Origin of the sequence: Micromonospora lupini, assembly GCF_026342015.1 — a bacterium.
Lineage (GTDB): Bacteria > Actinomycetota > Actinomycetes > Mycobacteriales > Micromonosporaceae > Micromonospora > Micromonospora lupini_B.
The window spans coordinates 207,725-226,298 of sequence record NZ_JAPENL010000003.1; the positions used below are offsets into that span (position 1 = coordinate 207,725).

Sequence of the window (18,574 nt, forward strand, 5' to 3'; positions counted from 1 at the left end):
CCTGACGGATGTCTGAGATCGTCGGGCGGCGTGCCGAGCCGTGCGAAAGGCCCCCTTCCCGTCGATGCGGGAAGGGGGCCTGAGTCGATGTGCCGGTCAGTCCGGCCAGTGGCCGGTCATCCGGCGGACACCCACCGCTCCGCCCCTGTCCACGGCGGCGCGGACCACGGCGAAGATGGCCCCCTGCAACGCCGCGGCGGCCAGGATCTCGCCCCAGCCGCGGTCCTCGTCGGTGGCGTTGGGCGCCTCGCCGTCGCCCGCCGTGACCTTCCAGACCTGCCGGAAGATCGCGCCGGCCACCGTGCCCGCGGCGATACCCAACAACACGCCGACCGGCCGGTACGCCACCTTGCCGATGCTCTTGCTCACCTACGCCTCCCCCGCACGATCATCAGCACGACCACGGTGGCCACCGCTCCGGCGGCGATCGCCGCCCACGGCACCGGGTTGCGTCGAACCAGCTCACTCTTCTCGCGGACCAGGCCGCCCTTGTCGTACGCCTGCGCGCGTGCCATCCCGGCGCCGCGCGCGGCCTGCCCGCGGACCCGGGCCACGGTCTGCGCCGCCTGCTCGCGCATCCGCTCCCGCGCCTGCTCTGCGGACTCCTTCAGGCGGGCCTTGACGTCCGCCTTGGCGGCCAGCGCCTCCATCGTCTCGCCCAGCTCGACCCGGGTGCGGCGGATCTCCTCGCGGAGGGCCTCGGTGTCGCCCGTTCCGTTGCCCGTCATGCCCGGCCCCTGTCCTTCACGGCGGCGGCGACGGTGTCCACGTCAGCCCGGAGGCTGCGGACCGCTGCCGCCGGCATCGGCGGGACGGCACGGCTGACCTGCTTCTTTCCCACCAGCGCGAGAATGCCGGCCACCAGGAAGAGCGCCACCGCCACGATCAGCGCGGCGGCCCAGGCGGGCAGCACCAGGTCGAGCAGCAGGATCGCCGTGACGACGAGCGCCCCCAGGCCGTAGAACGCCAGCGCGCCGCCGCCGCCGAACAGGCCGATCCCGATGCCTGCGTGCTTGCCCTTCTGGGTCAACTCCGCCCGGGCCAGCGCCAGTTCGTCTCGCACCAGACGGGAGACCTGTTCGGTGGCCCGCTGCACCAGCTCGGCGGTGGAGGGCTCGCTCCCATCGCGGGATGTGCGGGCATTTGCCACGTCAGCCATGCTGTCCTCCTTTCCTCATCACCGCGCTGTATGCCCGGAGTTGCCGCCCGTCAATCCTAGAGCGCCCCGGGTCGGTGACCGTTCCCGTTGTCCGATCGCCGCGCCGCGCGACCGGCGGCCGAACCCCGCAATCGCCGAAGAGACGCCCGGCAGCACATCCCCCACCCAAGCCCGCCCAAACCTCTCACCCACCCCGCCGATCACGAACCCTCGTCCGGCAGAGCGCTGAGATCGCCCACGGAGATGCCTCGGGGGCCCCCTCGACGCGAGGAGGCCCCCGATTTCCGATCGAGCGCGAATCTGGCCGGGTCGGCCGCGGCGGTGGCGTCAGGCGCGGGAGGGTGCGTTCTCCTCGGGGCCGACGAAGGCCTCGCTGCGAGCGTCGCCGTCGTCGCTGCCGCCGAAGACGCGGGCGTCGTCGGCGGCCTCCGTGGCGCCCGGACGGCGGGTCGGCCGCCGCGGCTGCACCCACTGCCAGGGCAGGTTGCTGCCGGCGTCGCCCAGCTCGGCGCGCATCCGGGGCATCGCGGTGGGCCGATTGTCCCGGATCCAGGCCACCAGGTGTTCGCGGACGAGGCAGCGCAGATCCCAGAGACTGCCGGCGTCGGCGGCGCTGACAAGCGCGCGCACCCGTACCGTCCCGCCGGTGGCGTCGGTGACCTGGAGGACGCAGACCCGGCCGTCCCACAGCTCGGTGCCCTCGACCAGCCGGCGCAGCTCCTCCCGCATGGTCTGCACCGGCACCGCCCAGTCGACGTCGAACTCGGCGGTGCCGAGCACGGCCGCCTCGGTCCGGGTCCAGTTCTGGAAGGGCGTGCTGGTGAAGTACGAGGTGGGCAGGATCAACCGCCGGTCGTCCCAGATCTGGACCACCACGTAGCTGAGGGTCAGCTCCTCGATCCGACCCCACTCCCCCTCGACGACCACCACGTCGTCGAGGCGGACGGCGTCACTGAAGGCGAGTTGCAGCCCGGCGAAGACGTTGCCGAGCAGACTCTGGGCGGCCAGCGCGGCGACCACACCGACCACACCGGCGGACGTCAGCACACCGGCGCCGATGCCGCGCACGCTCGGGAACGTCATGAGCATCACGCCAACGGTCAGGATGACGATCACCGCGACGGTCAGCCGCCGCAGCATCACCACCTGGGTACGCACCCGCCGCGCGTGCCTGTTGTTCGGCACGTCGACGCGGAACCGGGCGAGCGCGGTGTCCTCCACCACGATCAGCAGCGCCGCCACCAACCAGGCCGCGCTGGCGATCACGCAGAGCACCAGCAGGTGCAGCAGCAGCCTTCGCCAGCTCACACCCACCGCGTACCCGGTGCTGAAGCGGACGGCGAACTGCACCGCGAGGACCGTCGCGGCGACCTGGAACGGGCGGTGCGCGTGGTCGGTCAGCTCGGTCATCAACAGCGACCGACGGCCGAACCGTCGGGTGAGCCGGTGGATGACCTCGACCAGGAAAAGGGCGACCGCCGCCGCGGCGAGCGCGGCGACGGCCGTTCCGAGATAGCTCTGCACGGGTCTGTCGCTTCCCTTCGACCGGGGGTCGGTACTTCGGGCAAAAGCCCAATAGTGCCCGACGTCTCCGGTATCGACCAGCGTCAGACCTTGCGGTACCGGGACTGGAGGAAGCAGTAGACGCCGAAGCAGGCGATGCCCAGGGCGACAAGGATCAGCAGGAACGTGCCGTACGACTGCTCGCGCAACGTGTGCAGCGCGGCGTCCAGACCTCGGGCCTTCTTCGGGTCGTAGTTCACCGCCGCGACGATCACCAGCAGGCCGGCGATGCCGTACGCGACGCCCTTGGCGACGTACCCGGCGACGCCGAGTCGGCGGGCGAGCGTGCGGGTCTTCGGGCTCATCTCGCCGGTCTTGAGGTGTTTCTCGAACGACTTCTTGAGCCCGTAGATCACCAGGCCGACGCCGATCGCGGCGACCACCAGCCCGGCCAGGCCGACCAACCAGCGGCCTCCGGTGGAGGTCATCAGCTTGCCGGTCAGCGCCTCCTGGTTGTCGGCGCTGTTGGAGCCGGCGTCGGAGAAGACCTTGAACGCGGTCCACGCGAAGTAGAGGTAGACGATTGTCCGGCCGGCCGAGGCCAGCCGCTCGGTGACCCGCTCCTTGCCGCGCTCGGCGCGGTGCCCGGCCGCCGCCTCAAGCCCCTGCCAGATCGCCATCGCGAGCAGACCGACCGCCACGGCGATGACCAGGAACTTACCGAGGGGCTGCTCGGAGAGGGTCCGCAGCGCGCCGGACTGGTCGCCGTCGTCGGACGACGTGCCGAACGCGATCTGCAGGGCCAGCCAGGCGAAGAGCAGGTGGACGATGCCGTAGCCGATGAAGCCGGCCCGGGCGAGGAGTTCCAGCCACCGGCTGTCCGCCGTTCGGGAGGCGGTGGCTTCGGCGCTACGGGTGAGTGACATGCCGCCACATTCTCCGATTTCGAAGATCCCCAAACGTCGGCCACCGCCTCCCGCCAGGTCAGTTGCCCGGATTGCGGGAGACGCGGATCTTGACCTGCTGGTCGGTGACGCTGTCAAGCGTGACCGCGAAGCCGCCGGCCTCGGTGGCCTGCTGGCCGGTGGTGAGGGTGAGCTGCTCGCCCGCGACCTCGACGGTCACCTGGTCGCCCTCGGCGCCGACAAGCTTGGCCTCGACACCCAGGATGGTGGCGCTCGCGTCGACACCCCGCTCGAAGGTGACAGTGCAGGCGTCCAGCCCGCAGTCGGTGGAGGCGCCCTGGGAGCTGCAACCGGCGAGCACGGCGAGGCCGAGCGCCAGACCGGCGAACAGCCCGGCGGCGCGGCGGACGGGGGGCGGGGGGATGGTGGCGGGTCGGTTCGTCACCTCGCCAAGGGTACGAGACGTCCGCGACGCCGAGGCGAGAGCGAGCGCCGAGGGCACCCCGGCTAGGGTCCCGGCATGGCCTTCGACATCGCCCGTACCCGGGCCGCCTATCCCGCCCTGACCGAGGGCTTCGTCCACTTCGACGGCGCCGGAGGGACCCAGACCGCGGCCTGTGTGATCGACGCGGTCACCGACGTCATGCGCGCCGCCGTCGGCAATCGCAGCGCGGCGTTCGCGCCGGGTCGACGCTCGCTGGAGGTGGTGGCGGCGGCCCGCCAGGCGGTCGCCGACCTGCTCGGGGCCGAGCCGGACGGGGTGGTGCTGGGCCCGAGCGCCACCGCGCTGACGTACACCCTGGCCCGTACCCTCGGCGCGGGCTGGCGGCCGGGCGACGAGGTGGTCGTCTCCCGGCTGGACCACGACGCGAACGTCCGCCCGTGGGTGCAGGCCGCCGAGGCGGCCGGCGCGACGGTGCGCTGGGCCGAGTTCGACAGGAACACAGGTGAGCTGCCCACCGGCCAGTACGCCGACCTGGTCGGTGAGCGGACCAGGCTGGTCGCGGTGACCGCCGGCAGCAACGCCATCGGCACCGTGCCGGACGTGCCGGCGATCGCCAAGGCCGCGCACGCCGTCGGCGCGCTGGTTTGCGTCGACGGGGTGCACTCCGTGCCGCACGGCCCGACCGACCTCGCCTCGCTCGGCGCCGACGTGCTTGTCACAAGCGCGTACAAGTGGTCCGGGCCGCACCTGGCGGCGATGGTGGCCGACCCGGCCCGGTGGGCGACGCTGCACCCGGCGAAGCTGGTCCCGTCCTCGGACGCGGTCCCGGACCGCTTCGAGTACGGCACCCCGAGCTTCGCGCTGCTGGCCGGCGTGACCGCCGCGGTGGACCACCTCGCGGGGCTGGACCCGGACGCGGTAGGCGACCGCCGGGCGCGGCTGCGGGCCGGCCTGGCCGCCGCGCAGTCGCACGAGGAGGCGTTGCTGGACCGGCTGCTCGCCGGCCTCGCCGCGCGGTCCGCGATCACCGTCTACGGCTCGCCGGCCCGGCGCTGCCCGACTGTCTCCTTCCGGGTCGCCGGGATGTCGCCGGCGGCGACCCAGCAGGCGCTCGGCGACGCCGGTTTCTGCCTGTCGTCCGGCGACTACTACGCCTACGAGTACTTCCAGACGATGGGGTTGCGCGACAGCGGCGGCGCGGTGCGGGCAAGCATCTACCACTACAACACGGCCGACGAGGTGGACCTGTTGCTTGCCGAACTCGACACGGTGGTCGACCGGACGGGGACAATGGCCCGGTGAGCACCCTCGTCGAGGACAACCCCGCCAAGAACCGCTTCGAGATCCTGGTCGACGACGCGTTGGCCGGCTTCACCGCGTACGTGCCCCGTGGGGAGGTGCTGGTCTTCACGCACACGGAGGTGGACCGCGGCTTCCAGGGCAGGGGCGTCGGCGGCGCGTTGGTCCGGGGCACCCTGGATCAGGTGCGCGCCCGCGGCGGTCGGGTGGTGCCGCAGTGCCCGTTCGTCGCCGCATTCATCGACAAGCACCCCGAGTACGCCGACCTGGTCGCCGAACAGCCGTAACCCGGCCGGCCCGGCGACGGCGGCTCAGCCGGCCCGGCCGGTGAGCACCTCGGCGGCGGCCTGGCCACTGGCCCGGGTGGCGCCGTGGGTGGCCAGGTGCACCGACCCGGTGACCAGCTCGGGCACGCCCAGCTCGACCACGACGGCGTCGGGCCGGGCGTCGAGCGCCCGCCGGACCGCCGCGCGCATCCACTCGTGCCGGTGCAGGTCACGGACCACCAGGACGAGGGGGCGGTCCCCGGCCCCGGCGCCCGGGTCGGCGGGCACGTCGCGCTCGGCGTGCCGGATTGTCGTCGTGCCCGGTAGCAGCTCGCCCAGCGGCTCCCCGATGCCCCACGGGGTCTCCGCGCCGATGGCGATGTTGCGCGGCGGCTCGAACTCGACGACGTACGCGGCGCGGGTCAGCGGCAGCGCGCGGGGCGCGTCCGGGCCGGTGGTGACCCGTACGGCGCGGCGGGCGGCGACCAGCCCGACGTCGGCGGCCCCGGGGGCGGCGTCCGGGCGGCCGGCGCGGGCGGCCACCGTCCAGGCGGCGAGCTGACCGACGCGCTTGGCGGCCTCGGCGAGGCGTTCCTCGGGCAGCGCTCCGGAGACGACTGCGGCCACGATGGCGTCACGCAGCTCCCGGGCCGCCCCTTCGTCGGCCCGCTCACCACCGACGCAGATCGCGTCGGCCCCGGCGGCGAGCGCCCGCACCGCCGCGCCGGCGAAGCCGTACCGGTCGGCGACCGCGCGCATCTCCACCGCGTCGGTCACCACCACTCCTGAGAAGCCCATCTCGTCGCGGAGCAGCCCGCCCAGGATGCGCTGGCTCAGCGTGGCCGGCAGTTGGTCGTCGAGCGCGGGCACCAGCAGGTGACCGGTCATCACCGCCTGCACGCCTGCCGCCACGGCGGCGCGGAACGGCGCCAGCTCGCAGGAGTCCAGGCGGGCCCGGTCGGCGGTGATCCGGGGCAGGTCGTGGTGGGAGTCGACGCGGGTGTCACCGTGCCCGGGGAAGTGCTTGGCGCAGGCGGCCACGCCGCCGCGCTGCAGGCCACGGATCCAGGCGGCGGTGTGCCGCGCGACGAGCGCCGGGTCGGCCCCGAACGAGCGGACGCCGATCACCGGGTTGGCCGGGTTGGAGTTGACGTCGGCGTCCGGCGCGTAGTCGAGGGTGACCCCGGCCGCCGCCAGTTCGACGCCGAGGTCGCGGGCGACCGCCTCGGTAAGCGCCGGGTCGTCGACCGCGCCGAGTGCGAAGTTGCCCGGCCGGGAACTGCCCCGGGCGGACTCGATGCGGGTGACGTCGCCGGCCTCCTCGTCGATCGCCACGATGACGTCCGGCCGCTCGGCGCGCAGTGTGGCGGTCAACGCCGCCACCTGGGCGGTGTCGACGACGTTGCGGGCGAAGAGCACCACCGAGCCGAGCCCCTCGCCGAGCCAGCGGCACACCCAGGGTGGCGGCGTGGTGCCGACGAACCCGGGTTGCAGGACGGCGGCGGCCAGTGCCGGAAGGTGCCCGGCGGGCGCGGTCACGCCGTCCCCTCGAAGCGGTAGGCGTCGGTCGCGGGCGCGTTGCCGCCGACCCGCTGGTTGCGCTCGCTCATGCGGCCCCCGTACCCCATCTCTCGCGCGCCCTCGGCGCACCGCCACCGGCAGGCGGTGCTGCCATGGTCACACCGAGCGATTCAATAGTCAATAAACCTTACAGTTGCCGGCGGGCACCGTTCCCGGGAGAGTGCGGGGATGGACTCCGCCCTGCTGGCCGACGCCACGAGCCCGGCCGACATCCCCGGCGTACGCCTGCTCGGCCTGGTGGTCGGCGCCCTGCTGCTGCTCGCCGCGATCCGCGCGATGTTCGGCCGCCGCTGAGCGCGTGCCGCCGACCGGCGCCGGGTGTGGCCGACGACCACCGGGGTACGGCTCTTCCCATCAGCAGGTCCGCGCGCCGAAGGGGAAGCGATGAAGATCGGTTACTTTCTGTCCAGTGAGGAGTACACGCCTGCCGAGTTGCTGGCGCAGGCCCGCGGCGCCGAGGAGGCCGGCTTCGAGGCGCTGTGGATCTCCGACCACTATCACCCCTGGGTGGACGCGCAGGGGCAGAGCCCGTTCGTCTGGTCGATGATCGGCGCGCTCAGCCAGGTCTGCTCGCTGCCGGTGACCACGGCGGTGACCTGCCCGACGGTGCGGATCCACCCGGCCGTGATCGCCCAGGCGGCGGCGACGAGCGCGGTGCTGCACGGCGGCCGGTTCGTGCTCGGCGTCGGCACCGGCGAGGCGCTCAACGAGCACATCTTCGGCGACGCCTGGCCGCAGGCCGACGTGCGGCTGGAGATGCTTGAGGAGGCCGTCGAGGTGCTGCGGGAGCTGTGGGGCGGCGGCTTCGTCAACCACCGCGGCACGCACTACACGGTGGAGAACGCCCGCATCTACACGCTGCCCGACACGCCGCCGTCGATCTACGTCTCCGGTTTCGGCCCGAAGGCGATCGACCTGGCCGCGCGCATCGGCGACGGCTACGTGAGCACCATGCCCGACGGCGAGATGGTCCGGCGCTTCCGGGAGAACGGCGGCGGCGACAAGCCGTGCCAGGCCGGCTTCAAGGCGGCGTACGCGGCCAGCGAGGAGGAGGGCGCGCGGATCGCGTACGAGCGCTGGCCCAACGCCGGGGTGCCGGGTGAGCTGTCCCAGGTGCTGCCCTCGCCGCGCCACTTCGAGCAGGCCGCCGAGCTGGTCACGCCGGAGATGGTGCGGGACGCGTTCGTCTGCGGCAACAGCGCCGACGCGCACCTGGAGATGATCGACAAGTACGCCAAGGCCGGCTTCGACGAGGTGTACGTGGCCAACACCGGCCCGCACTTCGCGGGCCTGTTCGACCTCTACCAGCGCGCGGTGCTCCCCCGTCTGCGCTGAGCCTCGAATCAGCCCGAGCCCATGATCGCCCCACGCGTTTCGGCGGTCGTGGGCTCGGGTACCTCCGGCCCTCGATGAAACTGTCCACGCACTCGATGACGTTGCGCCGCGCGGCGCGGAGCCTCTTCGGCTGGAAGGCGCTGCGGCCCAACCAGCTCGCCGCCATGCGCGCGGTGATGAAGCGACGTGACGCCCTGGTGGTGTTGCCCACCGGCGCCGGCAAGTCGGCGATCTACCAGATCCCGGCCAGCCTGATCCCCGGCCCGACCGTGGTGATCTCCCCGCTGCTGGCCCTCCAGCAGGACCAGATCGCGGCGCTCAACGAGCGCCAGCGTCCGGAGCTGCGGGCGGTGCGGATCAGCTCGAACGAGTCTGCCACGCAGCAGGCGGAGGCGATCGCCGAGATTCAGTCGGGCCGGGCGGAGTTCCTGTTCATCACGCCTGAGCAGTTGAGCAACCCCGATCGGATGGCCGAGGTCGCCGCGCTGAAGCCGGCGCTGGTGGCGATCGACGAGGCGCACTGCATCTCCGCCTGGGGGCACGACTTCCGGCCGGACTACCTGGCGCTTGGTCACCTCATCGAGGGCATCGGCCGGCCGCCGGTGGTCGCGCTGACCGCCACCGCCTCCCCGCCGGTACGCGACGACATCATCGCCCGGCTGCGGCTGCGCGACCCCGAGGTGGTGGTCTCCGGGCTGGACCGGCCCAACCTGTTCCTCGAGGTGGCGCACTGCCCCACCGAGGACTACCGGTGGCGGCGGCTGATCGCGTTGCTGCGCGACGACGAACGGCCGGGGATCATCTACGTGCCGACCCGCCGCTCCGCCGAGGAGCTGGCCGCCCGGTTGACAGGCGCGGGCTTCCCGGCGCAGTTCTACCACGGTGGGATGCCCACCGGCGCGCGCAACGAACTGCACGAGGCGTTCCTCGCCGACCAGGTGCCGATCATGGTGGCCACCTCGGCGTTCGGGATGGGCATCGACAAGCCGAACATCGCCTGGGTGGTGCACATGGCGCTGCCCGACTCGCCGGACAGCTACTTCCAGGAGATCGGCCGGGCCGGCCGCGACGGGCAGCCGGCCCGGGTGCTGCTGCTCTGGCGTGCCGAGGACGTGGGCCTGCAACGGTTCTTCAGCGGCGGCCTGCCGGACGCCGACGAGCTGCGTGACCTGGCCGCGCTGCTGCGCCGCAAGCCGGCCACCAAGACCGAGCTGCGTGAGACCACCGGCCTCGGCCCGCGCAAGCTGGGCCAGTACCTCTCGCTGCTGGAGCAGGTCGGCGCCGCCGAGCCGCGCGCCCGGCAGCGCATCGGCGCGCCCCGCTACTCGCCCACCCCGACCGACGCGGCCGCCGCCGCGCTTGCCGAGGCGGAACGCCAGCAGACGGTGACCCGTTCCCGCACCGACATGATGCGGGCCTTCGCCGAGACCAACGCCTGTCGCGGGCAGACGCTGCTTGCCTACTTCGGCGAGCAGATGACCGAGGTCTGCGCGCACTGCGACAACTGCCACCGGGGCACCAGCGTTGCCGACCAGGGCGCGGTCGGGCCGTTCCCGGTGCACAGCCAGGTACGCCACGCGGAGTGGGGCAACGGCCTGGTGCTCTCCTACGAGGACGACAAGATGACGGTTCTCTTCGATGAGGTCGGGTACAAGACGCTGTCGGTGCGCGTGGTGTCCGAGCAGGGTCTGCTGACCCTGGACTAGCCTGACCCGGGCACCGGTGCGGGGCCCGTGGATTGACCACACTGAGCAGGGCGGAAGGGGCATTGCCGTGATCGAGCAGCCGGCGTACACCGGTTTCGGTTTCTCCGACGGGGAGTGGGGGCTGCTGGTCGGCCTGCCGCAGTCGGTGCTGACCGCGGCGAGCGCCGCCGAGTCCGACGGCACCCGCCGGACCATGGCGGAGAACGCGGCCGGGCTGGAGACCATCGCCGCGGGCCGGGAGTCGGCCAGCCCGCTTGTCGCCGCCGTGGCCGGCGAGATCGTGAGCCGGGTCGGCGACCCGGACAGTGGCGAGGAGCTGCCGGTCATCGCGCCCGCCGATCCGGCCGCGATGATCGACGACGTGCTGGTGCGGGCCGGCGAGGCGTCCGCGCTGCTGGCCGCCCGCGTCGACGAGGGCGAGGCCGGCGCGTACAAGCACTGGCTGGTGAAGATCGCCGAGCAGGTGGTCGGCGCCGCGTCCAGCGGCGGGCTGCTGGGCCTCGGCGGCGAGACGGTGAGCGACTCCGAGCGGCGCTTCCGCGACCGGCTCGCCCACGTGCTCACCGACTGACCGACGACGCGTCCGACAGCGACTGACCGACCGGACCGGTCGGCTCGGCGGCGAGCGCCACCGGGTCGGCCGGCCGGACGCCGCGCAGCGTCACCAGCGCGGTCACCGCGCCCAGGACCATCGCCACCATGGCCGCGATCGCGGCGAGGTGGAGTCCGTCGGTGAAGGCGAACCGGGCGGCGTGCAGCACCGCGTCACCCACCTCCGCCGGCAGCCCCCGGGTCACGGCCAGGGCGCCGCCGAGCGTCTCACCGGCCGCGCCGCGGGCCTGGTCCGGCAGCCCGGCCGGCAGTTCGTCGAGGACCTCGCGGCGGTAGATCGCGGCGCCCACGCTTCCCAGGATTGCCATTCCCAGCGCGCCGCCCAGCTCACTGCTCGACTCGGTGAGCGCGGAGGCGACACCCGCCTGCTCCGCCGGCGCCGCACCGAGGACCAGCTCGGTGACGAGCGACATCACCATCACCAGACCGCCCGCGTACACGCTGGCGCCGAGCAGCAGCAGCCCGAGCGGCGTCTCGGGCGTGACCCGGGTCAGCACCGCGAAGCCGGCAACGGCGACCGCGAAGCCGGCGCCGATCAGGTACGCCCGCTCGACACGCTGGGCGAGCGCGGCGGCTGCCGGGGCGACGCCGCCCACCGCGAGGGACGGCACGAGGCTCCACAGCGCCGCCCGCAGCGGGCTCAGGCCGAGCACCAGTTGCAGGTGCTGGGTGGTGAAGATGGCGAACCCGACCATGGCGAACATCGCCAGCAGGTTGACCGCGAGCGCCCCGGCGAAGCCGTGGTGGCGAAAGAGTGCCAGGTCGACCATCGGGTACGCCCGGGTCCGCTGCCGGTGCAGGAAGAGCGCCCCGACGAGCAGGCCGGCGACGACGGCCAGCACCCGGACCGGGCTGACGCCGTCGCGGGCCATCTCCTTGATGCCGTAGATCACCGGCAGCAGCGCGCCGAGCGACAGCGCCGCGCTGAGCAGGTCGAACCGCCCGCGCACGGCGTTGCGGAACTCGGGCACCAGGACCGGGGCGAGCAGGAGCAGCAACAGCATCGCCGGGATGTTGATCAGGAAGATGGAGCCCCACCAGAAGTGTTCGAGCAGAACGCCGCTGAGCACGGGGCCGATGGCGATGCCACCGGTGAGCGTGGCGGTCCAGATGCCGATCGCGGCGCCCCGCTGCTTGGCGTCGTGGAACATGTTGCGCACCAGGGCGAGGGTGGACGGCATCAGGGTGGCCCCGCCGACGCCGAGCACGGCGCGGGCGGCGATAAGCGTCGCGGCGCTGTCGGCGTACGCGGCGAGTAGGGACGCGGCGCCGAACGCGGTGGCGCCCAGCAGCAGGAGCCGACGCCTGCCGATCCGGTCGCCGAGGGCGCCCATGGTGATGAGCAGCCCGGCGAGCACGAAGCCGTAGATGTCGAAGATCCAGAGCTGCTGGGTGGCGCTGGGCCGCAGCTCCTCGCTGATGAACGGGACGGCGAAGTAGAGCACCGACACGTCCATCGAGACCAGGAGCAGCGGCAGCATCAGCACCGCGAACCCGATCCATTCCCGCCGGCCCGCGCGGGGTGCCTGTGTGGTGGGGGTAGTCATGATCAGCTTCTCCTCTGCGTATGTCGTACGCTGTTATGCGTAGACCATACGCAGAACTAGGATGGCGAAGCAAGGAGGAAATGTGGCGGCGAAGACAGACGACAGCGGGCCGGTACTCCCGCCGGCGATCGAGAGCGCGTGGGGGCTGCGGGACCGACCACCCAAGGGCCCCCGGCCGGGCATGAGCGTGCCCACCATCGTGGACGCCGCCGTACGCGTGGCCGACGCCGACGGCCTGGCGGCCGTCTCGATGAGTCGGGTGGCCAAGGAGCTGGGCGCCGCCACCATGGCCCTCTACCGGTACGTCGGATCGAAGGACGAGCTGCTCATGCTCATGGTGGACACCGGTTACGGCCCCTCCCCCGGGCCGCCTCCGCCCCAGGACGACTGGCGTGCCGGCCTCACCCGCTGGGCCTGGGCCGAGCACGAGGTTCTCCGGCAACGGTCCTGGCTGCTGCACGTGCCGATCAGCGGCCCACCGATCACCCCGCAGCAGCTCGGCTGGATGGAGGACGGGCTGCGCTGCCTCGACGGCACCACCCTCGCCGAGGGCGAGAAGATGTCGGTGCTCCTGCTGATCACCGGGTACGTCCGCAACGAGGCCACCCTCACGTCGCAGATCGCCGAGGGCAGCCGGGCGGCCGGCGTCGAGCCCGGCGAGATGATGCCGGCGTACGGTCGGCTGGTGGCCCGGCTCATCGACAGTGCCCGCTTCCCCGCGCTGCACCGCGTGCTGAGCGCCGGTGTGCTCAACCAGGACGACGACCCCGACGACGAGTTCACCTTCGGCCTGGACCGGATCCTCGACGGCGTCGAGGCGCTGATCCGACGCCGGGCGGGCTGAGCGAGGAGCCCCGATGCTGCCGAGAGACACCATCGACACCACGGTCCTGCCGCCGGGCGAACGGTTCGGCATGTGGCTGGACCTGATCGCGCGCACCTCGGTGCCGGTGCGGATCCACTCCGGGCACAGCCACAACTTCGCCGCCCGCGCCGACTTCATCGGGCTCGGGCCGATCGAACTGGTGCAGTACGAGTACCCGTCGCTGGACGTCACCCGGACCCGGAAGCTGGTCCGGCAGTCCGACCGGGAGTTGTACATCCTCGCCCTCACCACCGGCGGCATCGGCGCGTCCAGCCAGGACGGTCGCCGCAGCGAGATCCTGACCGGCGAGTTCACCTTCTACGACGCGTCCCGGCCGCACGACGTGCGCCACCACGCGACGGAGCCGGAACGGGACCAGGCCACCTCGATCATCACGATGATCCCGCACTCCGCGCTGCCGCTGCCACCACAGCGGATGGCCGCCCTCTACGGAGGCCGGATGTCCGGCAGCGAGGGCATCGGGGCGCTGCTGGCGCAGTTCCTGCACCGGGTGACCGGGCACCCCGAGGAGTATCACGCCGCCGACGCAGGCCGGCTCGGCGCGGTGGGGCTCGACCTGGCCACCACAATGCTCGGCCGGCACCTCGCCGCCGAGGACGCCGTGCCGACCGAGGTCCGCCGCCGGGCGCTGCTCACCCAGGTGCAGTCGTACGTCCACCGTCACCTGGGCGACGCGACGCTCGGCCCCCAGGCCGTCGCGGACGCCCACCACATCTCGCTGCGCACACTGCACCGCCTCTTCGAGGCCGAGAACTCCACCGTGGCGTCGTACATCCGAGACCTTCGGCTCGCCCGGTGCCGACGCGACCTGACCGACCCGACGCTGCGGGCCCAGCCCGTGCAGGTCATCGCGGCGCGGTGGGGATTCGGCGACAAGGCCCACTTCAGTCGGGTGTTCCGGGCGGCGTACGGAATGGGTCCGCAGGCGTGTCGCGACGGCGACGCGCTTGCGGCGCGGGCCGTCAACCACCTGGCGTCCAGAGTCAACTCGTCCGGGACAGACTGACCACTGACGTGGCCCGAGGCGGCGCCCCCGCACCGGGGCTCGACGACGGCCACGAACGGGGGCCGTGGCGAGGCGCCCGCCGCGGGGTGCGGCGGGCGGCCGCCCGGTGCCGCCCCCGGGCCGAGACCCCGGCCCCGTCGCTTCCCCCCAGGATCGTCGGCGGGGCCGGTCAGGCCCTCTCCAGCAACTCCAACACGATCCGTTCGACCTCCTCGCGTGGGGCGCCCGGGTCGAGCGGCGCCACCACGTCGTCGTGGTAAAGGTCGACGACCCGGGGATCCACGTAGGACGTCCGCGCGACCGTGGGGGTGTTGCCCAGCAGGTCGGCCACCGCCCGCATCACCGCCGCCACCGCCCTGCGCCGGGCGGTGACCGAGCGGGCCGGGTCGGCCACGGCCAACTCGGCGGCGGCCAGCACCGTGGCGTGCCAGGTGCGGAAGTCCTTGGCGGTCATCTCGCCGCCACTGGCCTCGCGCAGGTAGCCGTTGACCTCGTCGCTGCGCACGTCGCGCCAGTCCCGGCCGTCCCAGTAGCCGAACAGCCGGTCCGCCCGACGGCGACGCCGCCGCAGGTTGACAAGCACCTCGCACAGCTCCGGGTCCTCGATCCGACGCACCTGCTCGATGCCGCCCTTGGCCGGGAACTCGAAGACCACGCAACCGCCGCGCCTGCGGGCGTGCTCGGGGCGCAGGGTGGACACCCCGAACGTCGGGTCGTCGCCGGCCGCGTACTGGTCGCTGCCGACCCGGAACATCCCCATGTCGAGCAGGCGGGCCACGGTGGCCAGCACCCGGTCCCGACCCAGCCCACGCCCGCCCAGGTCCTGCCCCACCCGTTCCCGCAGCGCCGGCAGCCGCCGGGCCACCTCAAGCATGTGGTCGAACTTGGCCGCGTCCTGCTTCTCCCGCCACACCGGGTGGTAGACGTACTGCTTGCGGCCGGCCGCGTCGATGCCTGTCGCCTGGATGTGCCCGTTCCGGTGCGGCGCGATCCACACGTTCTGCCAGGCCGGGGGGATCACCAGCTCCCGCAGCCGCGCCAGGGTCGCGGGATCCCGTACGGCGGCACCGCTCGGATCGACGAAGGTCCAGCCCCTACCGCGCCGGCGTCGCCCGTAACCGGGCCGACCCGGGTCGCTACGCCGCAACCGCACCGGACACCCGCGCCGCCCTCTCCACCTCGTCCACGGCGGTCAGCACCTCGTCGAGGCGCAGGGCAATCAATGTCGGGTGGCTTCCTACCCCGTCCCACTGGCGCCAATCCCCCGCACCGACCCAGAGCGCCCGGTGTCGGGGCCGGTCCGACGGCGGCCCCCACGCCGCCGGAGGCACCGGCCCGAAGAGCACCACCGACGGGGTCCCGTACGCGGTGGCCAGGTGGGCCACACCGGTGTCCCCGCTGACCACCAGCCGGGCATCGGCGACCAGCGCGGCAAGCGCGTCGAGGTCGGTCCGGCCGGCCAGCACGGCGTCCGGCGACAGGCCGGCGGCGTCGGCGACCCGGGCGGCCAGCGCGTGTTCGTCCGCCGACCCGGTGACCAGCACCCGGTGCCCCCGTTCGTCGAGCGCCCGGGCCAGCGCGGCGAACCGTTCGGCGGGCCACCGCTTGGCGGGCACCTTGCTGCCCGGGTGCAGCACTGTGGCGCCGGCCGGCCGGCCCGTCGAGCCCGGTCGGCGCAGGCCGAGGTCGCCGCGGTCGGACGGGATGTCGTACCAGGACAGCAGCCGGCACCAGCGGTCCACCTCGTGCTCGTCGTCGACCCACAGCGGCCCGTCGCCGAACCCGGCGTCGGCGTTCGCGAAGGCGACCAGGCGCCGCGGGCGTGCGGCGGCCAGCAGCCGGTGCGACTGCGGGCCGCGCCCGTGCAGGTTCACCGCGACCTCCGGGACGGGGCCGGGCCAGGACGGCCCGTCCAGGCCGGCGGTGTCCACCAACCGGTCGACGCCACCCACCAGGTCGACGAGCGGGGCCAGGCCGGCGGGCGCGGCGAGCGCCAGCTCCCTACCGGGGTACGCGGCCCGCAGCGCCCGCAGGGCGGGCACCGCGGTGACCAGGTCGCCGACGCCGAGGGCGCGCAGCACGAGGATCACGGGTACGACGTCTCCTGCTCGGCGCAGACCACCAGCTCGCGCACCGCGCAGCCGGGCGGCTGGTTGAGCGCGAACATGATCGCAGCGGCCGTGTCGACGGGGTCGTTGAGGATGGCGTCCGGCCCCGGCCGGTACTGCGGGTCGCGCTCGTCGAAGAACGCGGTGCGCATCCCACCGGGAACGAGCAGGGTGACCCCGACCTGGCCGGCAAGCTCGGCGGCCAGGGCGCGGGTGAACCCGACCACGCCGAACTTCGCCGCGCAGTACGCAGTGGCGTCGCTGACCGCCTTGACGCCCAAAGTGGAGGCGACAGTGACGATGCGACCCCCCGAGGTCAGCAGGAACGGCAGCGCGGCCCGGATCACCGCCGCGGTGGCCAGCAGGTCCACGGCGACGATCCGGTCCCAGGTCTCCCCCGGCACGTCGAGGAGCCGACCCGGCACGTCCATGCCGGCGGCCGTGACCACCGCGTCCAGGCCGCCGGCCTGCTCGGCGAGGTGCTGGGTGGCCACCTCGGCGGCGCGGGTGTCGGCGAGGTCGCACTCGGTCCAGGACACGCCGTCGACAGGTGGCTGCCGGTCCAGCACGAGCGGGCGGCCACCGGAGGCGGCCACCGCCGCGACCACCGCCGCGCCGAGCCCGCTGGAGCCGCCGGTCACCAGGACCGTGGGCCCGGCGCCGGACCTCGTGGCGGTCATCGGGTGCGCTCCCGCGTCGTCGACACCGGCACGGCGACGCCGGCCGGCTGCTGCGCCCGCCCGCCCGCGTCGCTGGCCGGCCCGGCCGAGCGGGCGATCAGGTCGCTTGTGGAACGACCGTCCAGGTACGGCACCACCACCGTGTTCCCGCCCCAGCGGCGCAGGACCTCCGCCTCGGGAAGCCCGACCGCGTCGTCGCCGCCTGTCGCGTAGTCGCCGCCCTTGACCCAGACGTCCGGGCGCAGCCAGGACAGCACCGCCTCCGGCGTCGGCTCGTCGAAGACGAGGACCGCGTCGACGCAGCTCAGCGCGGCCAGCAGCCGGGCACGATCGCCCTCGGCCATGACCGGCCGGTCCGGCCCCTTCAACCCGGCCACGCTGGTGTCGGAGTTCACGCAGACGATCAGAGCGTCGCCGAGCTGCCGGGCGGCCTGCAGCGTGGCCACGTGCCCGGCGTGCAGCAGGTCGAAGCAGCCTCCGGTGGCCACCACCGTGCCGCCGGCGCCCCGCACCTCGGCGAGCAGCGTGGCGACCGCCGCGACGCCCACCCGCTCACCACCCGGGCCGGCGACCCCGTGCCCGCTCGCCGGTCCGCGGTTCGATGATCCCGCCCGCACGACACGCGGAGACGGCTGCTCCGGTGGCGGCAGGGCCGTGGCCACTCCCCCACCCGCCACGTACGCGGACGCCTCGGCGACCGCCACCTGCACCGCCTCGGAGACCAGCGCGCCCTGGGCCAGCGCGAAACTGGCCGCGGCGGCGAACCGGTCACCGGCCCCACAGGTGTCGCCCTCGGCGCTGCCCGGGGTGGGCACCACAAGCGGCGTCGATCCGGCGTGGCAGAGCAGTGCGCCGTCCCCGCCCAACGTCACGGCGACCGCGCCCGCCCGCCATCGCCGACGCAGCCCCTGCGCGCCCCGGGACGCGGTGGCCAGCCGGGACGCGCCGGGCAGCGCGGGGACCAGCTCGCGCACCTCGGACTCGTTCGGAGTGACCAGGTGCACGCCGGGCACCGCCGCCGGACCGCGCGGGTGCGGGTCCCACACGACTGGCGCGCGGGTGGCGGCCAGCGCGGCGCGCAACGCGGGCTGGCGGGCCACCCCCCGGCCATAGTCGCTGACCAGCACCGCCGACGCCGTGGCGAGCACCCGCAACACCTCGTCGGAGGGCTGGCCCGGCTCATCGGAGGCGCCGCCCCGGTCGTGCCGCAGCAGCACCCGGCCCCGCGCCCGCAGCCGGATCTTCTCCGGCGTGGCGCCGGACAGGCTCAGCGGGTACACCCGCACGCCTGCGGCGGCGAGCAGCGCACTGAGCCGCGCGCCCCCGGCGTCGTCGGCGAGGGCGGTGACCAGCACCACGTCGGCGCCCTGCGCGGCCGCGAACACCGCCGCGAGGCCGGCGCCGCCGGGCCTGTCGACGGCCGAGGTCTCGTCGAGCACCGGCACCGGGGAGTCCGGGCAGAGGCGGTTCACCACCCCTTCCACGTCCCGGTCGAGCAGGGTGTCCCCGACCACCACCACCGGTCCCCTCACGCTG

Annotated in this window: 20 protein-coding genes; 8 read left to right on the top strand and 12 right to left on the bottom strand. The window is 73.7% G+C overall.

Annotated elements, in window-relative coordinates; genetic code table 11:
* Positions 1–96: 96 nt before the first annotated feature.
* The 6 genes from OOJ91_RS29060 to OOJ91_RS29085 all read right to left on the bottom strand — a co-directional run bounded on the left by OOJ91_RS29060 (position 97) and on the right by OOJ91_RS29085 (position 4,012).
* Entirely contained in the window at positions 97–369 is a 273-nt protein-coding gene (locus tag OOJ91_RS29060) for a DUF4235 domain-containing protein (protein ID WP_266250038.1), read from the bottom strand.
* Positions 366–728, bottom strand: a complete 363-nt coding sequence (locus OOJ91_RS29065) for a DUF3618 domain-containing protein (protein ID WP_007458125.1) — start codon at positions 726–728, stop codon at positions 366–368. Before OOJ91_RS29065 ends, OOJ91_RS29060 begins: the two co-directional genes overlap by 4 nt.
* Entirely contained in the window at positions 725–1,159 is a 435-nt protein-coding gene (locus OOJ91_RS29070) for a phage holin family protein (RefSeq protein ID WP_266250039.1), read from the bottom strand. Before OOJ91_RS29070 ends, OOJ91_RS29065 begins: the two co-directional genes overlap by 4 nt.
* Before the next feature lie 327 nt (positions 1,160–1,486).
* Entirely contained in the window at positions 1,487–2,683 is a 1,197-nt protein-coding gene (locus OOJ91_RS29075) for a mechanosensitive ion channel family protein (protein ID WP_266250040.1), read from the bottom strand.
* An 83-nt stretch (positions 2,684–2,766) separates the two neighbouring features.
* Positions 2,767–3,588, bottom strand: a complete 822-nt coding sequence (locus tag OOJ91_RS29080) for a DUF1206 domain-containing protein (protein ID WP_266250041.1) — start codon at positions 3,586–3,588, stop codon at positions 2,767–2,769.
* Positions 3,589–3,646: 58 nt separating this feature from the next.
* Positions 3,647–4,012, bottom strand: a complete 366-nt coding sequence (locus OOJ91_RS29085; RefSeq protein ID WP_007458121.1) for a hypothetical protein — start codon at positions 4,010–4,012, stop codon at positions 3,647–3,649.
* A gap of 75 nt (positions 4,013–4,087) precedes the next feature.
* On the opposite strand from OOJ91_RS29085, the gene OOJ91_RS29090 reads away from it, so the two are divergent.
* Together OOJ91_RS29090 and OOJ91_RS29095 are read left to right on the top strand one after the other, a co-directional pair.
* Positions 4,088–5,314 carry a cysteine desulfurase-like protein gene (locus OOJ91_RS29090; protein WP_266250042.1) on the top strand — a complete coding sequence of 409 codons (1,227 nt, stop codon included), beginning with the start codon at positions 4,088–4,090 and terminating at the stop codon, positions 5,312–5,314.
* Positions 5,311–5,598, top strand: coding sequence for a GNAT family N-acetyltransferase (locus OOJ91_RS29095; RefSeq protein ID WP_266250043.1), 288 nt, complete (start codon positions 5,311–5,313; stop codon positions 5,596–5,598). Before OOJ91_RS29090 ends, OOJ91_RS29095 begins: the two co-directional genes overlap by 4 nt.
* A gap of 24 nt (positions 5,599–5,622) precedes the next feature.
* Here the strand turns inward: OOJ91_RS29095 and OOJ91_RS29100 are convergent, their stop codons facing one another.
* The gene (locus OOJ91_RS29100) at positions 5,623–7,116 is read right to left on the bottom strand and encodes a glycoside hydrolase family 3 protein (RefSeq protein ID WP_266250044.1); all 1,494 of its coding nucleotides are present in this window, start codon (positions 7,114–7,116) and stop codon (positions 5,623–5,625) included.
* A gap of 210 nt (positions 7,117–7,326) precedes the next feature.
* Here OOJ91_RS29100 and OOJ91_RS29105 point away from each other — a divergent pair, with 210 nt between their 5' ends.
* The 4 genes from OOJ91_RS29105 (at position 7,327) to OOJ91_RS29120 (ending at position 10,770) form a co-directional block, all read left to right on the top strand.
* Positions 7,327–7,452 carry a hypothetical protein gene (locus OOJ91_RS29105; RefSeq protein WP_007458111.1) on the top strand — a complete coding sequence of 42 codons (126 nt, stop codon included), beginning with the start codon at positions 7,327–7,329 and terminating at the stop codon, positions 7,450–7,452.
* Between the two features lie 90 nt (positions 7,453–7,542).
* Entirely contained in the window at positions 7,543–8,493 is a 951-nt protein-coding gene (locus tag OOJ91_RS29110) for a TIGR03557 family F420-dependent LLM class oxidoreductase (RefSeq protein WP_266250045.1), read from the top strand.
* Positions 8,494–8,567: 74 nt separating this feature from the next.
* Positions 8,568–10,199: a RecQ family ATP-dependent DNA helicase gene (locus OOJ91_RS29115; protein WP_266250046.1), complete on the top strand. Its 1,632-nt coding sequence runs from the start codon at positions 8,568–8,570 to the stop codon at positions 10,197–10,199.
* 67 nt (positions 10,200–10,266) lie between these two features.
* Positions 10,267–10,770 (top strand): hypothetical protein, encoded by a 504-nt coding sequence (locus OOJ91_RS29120; protein ID WP_266250047.1) that lies wholly within the window; start codon positions 10,267–10,269, stop codon positions 10,768–10,770.
* On the opposite strand, the gene OOJ91_RS29125 is transcribed toward OOJ91_RS29120, so the two are convergent.
* Positions 10,760–12,358 carry an MFS transporter gene (locus tag OOJ91_RS29125; protein ID WP_266250048.1) on the bottom strand — a complete coding sequence of 533 codons (1,599 nt, stop codon included), beginning with the start codon at positions 12,356–12,358 and terminating at the stop codon, positions 10,760–10,762. The two genes, OOJ91_RS29120 and OOJ91_RS29125, sit on opposite strands and share 11 nt — an antisense overlap.
* 82 nt (positions 12,359–12,440) lie before the next feature.
* On the opposite strand from OOJ91_RS29125, the gene OOJ91_RS29130 reads away from it, so the two are divergent.
* The gene (locus OOJ91_RS29130; protein WP_266250049.1) at positions 12,441–13,202 is read left to right on the top strand and encodes a TetR/AcrR family transcriptional regulator; all 762 of its coding nucleotides are present in this window, start codon (positions 12,441–12,443) and stop codon (positions 13,200–13,202) included.
* Positions 13,203–13,215: 13 nt separating this feature from the next.
* Entirely contained in the window at positions 13,216–14,250 is a 1,035-nt protein-coding gene (locus tag OOJ91_RS29135) for a helix-turn-helix domain-containing protein (protein WP_266250050.1), read from the top strand.
* Between the two features lie 169 nt (positions 14,251–14,419).
* Here OOJ91_RS29135 and OOJ91_RS29140 read toward each other — a convergent pair whose 3' ends face one another.
* Genes OOJ91_RS29140 through OOJ91_RS29155 form a run of 4 tightly spaced genes read right to left on the bottom strand, consistent with a single transcriptional unit; the run spans position 14,420 to position 18,570 of the window.
* A complete protein-coding gene (locus tag OOJ91_RS29140) occupies positions 14,420–15,403 on the bottom strand; it encodes a DNA topoisomerase IB (protein WP_266250051.1) in 984 nt (327 codons plus the stop codon).
* Complete coding sequence (locus tag OOJ91_RS29145; protein WP_266250052.1) at positions 15,387–16,340, bottom strand: glycosyltransferase family 9 protein; 954 nt, start codon at positions 16,338–16,340, stop codon at positions 15,387–15,389. The genes OOJ91_RS29140 and OOJ91_RS29145 overlap by 17 nt, the downstream gene beginning before the upstream one ends.
* The gene (locus tag OOJ91_RS29150) at positions 16,337–17,038 is read right to left on the bottom strand and encodes an SDR family oxidoreductase (RefSeq protein WP_266250053.1); all 702 of its coding nucleotides are present in this window, start codon (positions 17,036–17,038) and stop codon (positions 16,337–16,339) included. Before OOJ91_RS29150 ends, OOJ91_RS29145 begins: the two co-directional genes overlap by 4 nt.
* Positions 17,035–18,570, bottom strand: coding sequence for a PfkB family carbohydrate kinase (locus OOJ91_RS29155; RefSeq protein ID WP_266250054.1), 1,536 nt, complete (start codon positions 18,568–18,570; stop codon positions 17,035–17,037). Before OOJ91_RS29155 ends, OOJ91_RS29150 begins: the two co-directional genes overlap by 4 nt.
* Positions 18,571–18,574 lie beyond the last annotated feature (4 nt).

Bases quoted from the DNA above. Each gene is read 5' to 3' on its own strand.
- OOJ91_RS29065 (WP_007458125.1), bottom strand. From the start codon at position 728: ATGACGGGCAACGGAACGGGCGACACCGAGGCCCTCCGCGAGGAGATC.
- OOJ91_RS29070 (WP_266250039.1), bottom strand. From the start codon at position 1,159: ATGGCTGACGTGGCAAATGCCCGCACATCCCGCGATGGGAGCGAGCCC.
- OOJ91_RS29080 (WP_266250041.1), bottom strand. From the start codon at position 3,588: ATGTCACTCACCCGTAGCGCCGAAGCCACCGCCTCCCGAACGGCGGAC.
- OOJ91_RS29090 (WP_266250042.1), top strand. From the start codon at position 4,088: ATGGCCTTCGACATCGCCCGTACCCGGGCCGCCTATCCCGCCCTGACC.
- OOJ91_RS29105 (WP_007458111.1), top strand. From the start codon at position 7,327: ATGGACTCCGCCCTGCTGGCCGACGCCACGAGCCCGGCCGACATCCCC.
- OOJ91_RS29110 (WP_266250045.1), top strand. From the start codon at position 7,543: ATGAAGATCGGTTACTTTCTGTCCAGTGAGGAGTACACGCCTGCCGAG.
- OOJ91_RS29115 (WP_266250046.1), top strand. From the start codon at position 8,568: ATGAAACTGTCCACGCACTCGATGACGTTGCGCCGCGCGGCGCGGAGC.
- OOJ91_RS29125 (WP_266250048.1), bottom strand. From the start codon at position 12,358: ATGACTACCCCCACCACACAGGCACCCCGCGCGGGCCGGCGGGAATGG.
- OOJ91_RS29135 (WP_266250050.1), top strand. From the start codon at position 13,216: ATGCTGCCGAGAGACACCATCGACACCACGGTCCTGCCGCCGGGCGAA.
- OOJ91_RS29150 (WP_266250053.1), bottom strand. From the start codon at position 17,038: ATGACCGCCACGAGGTCCGGCGCCGGGCCCACGGTCCTGGTGACCGGC.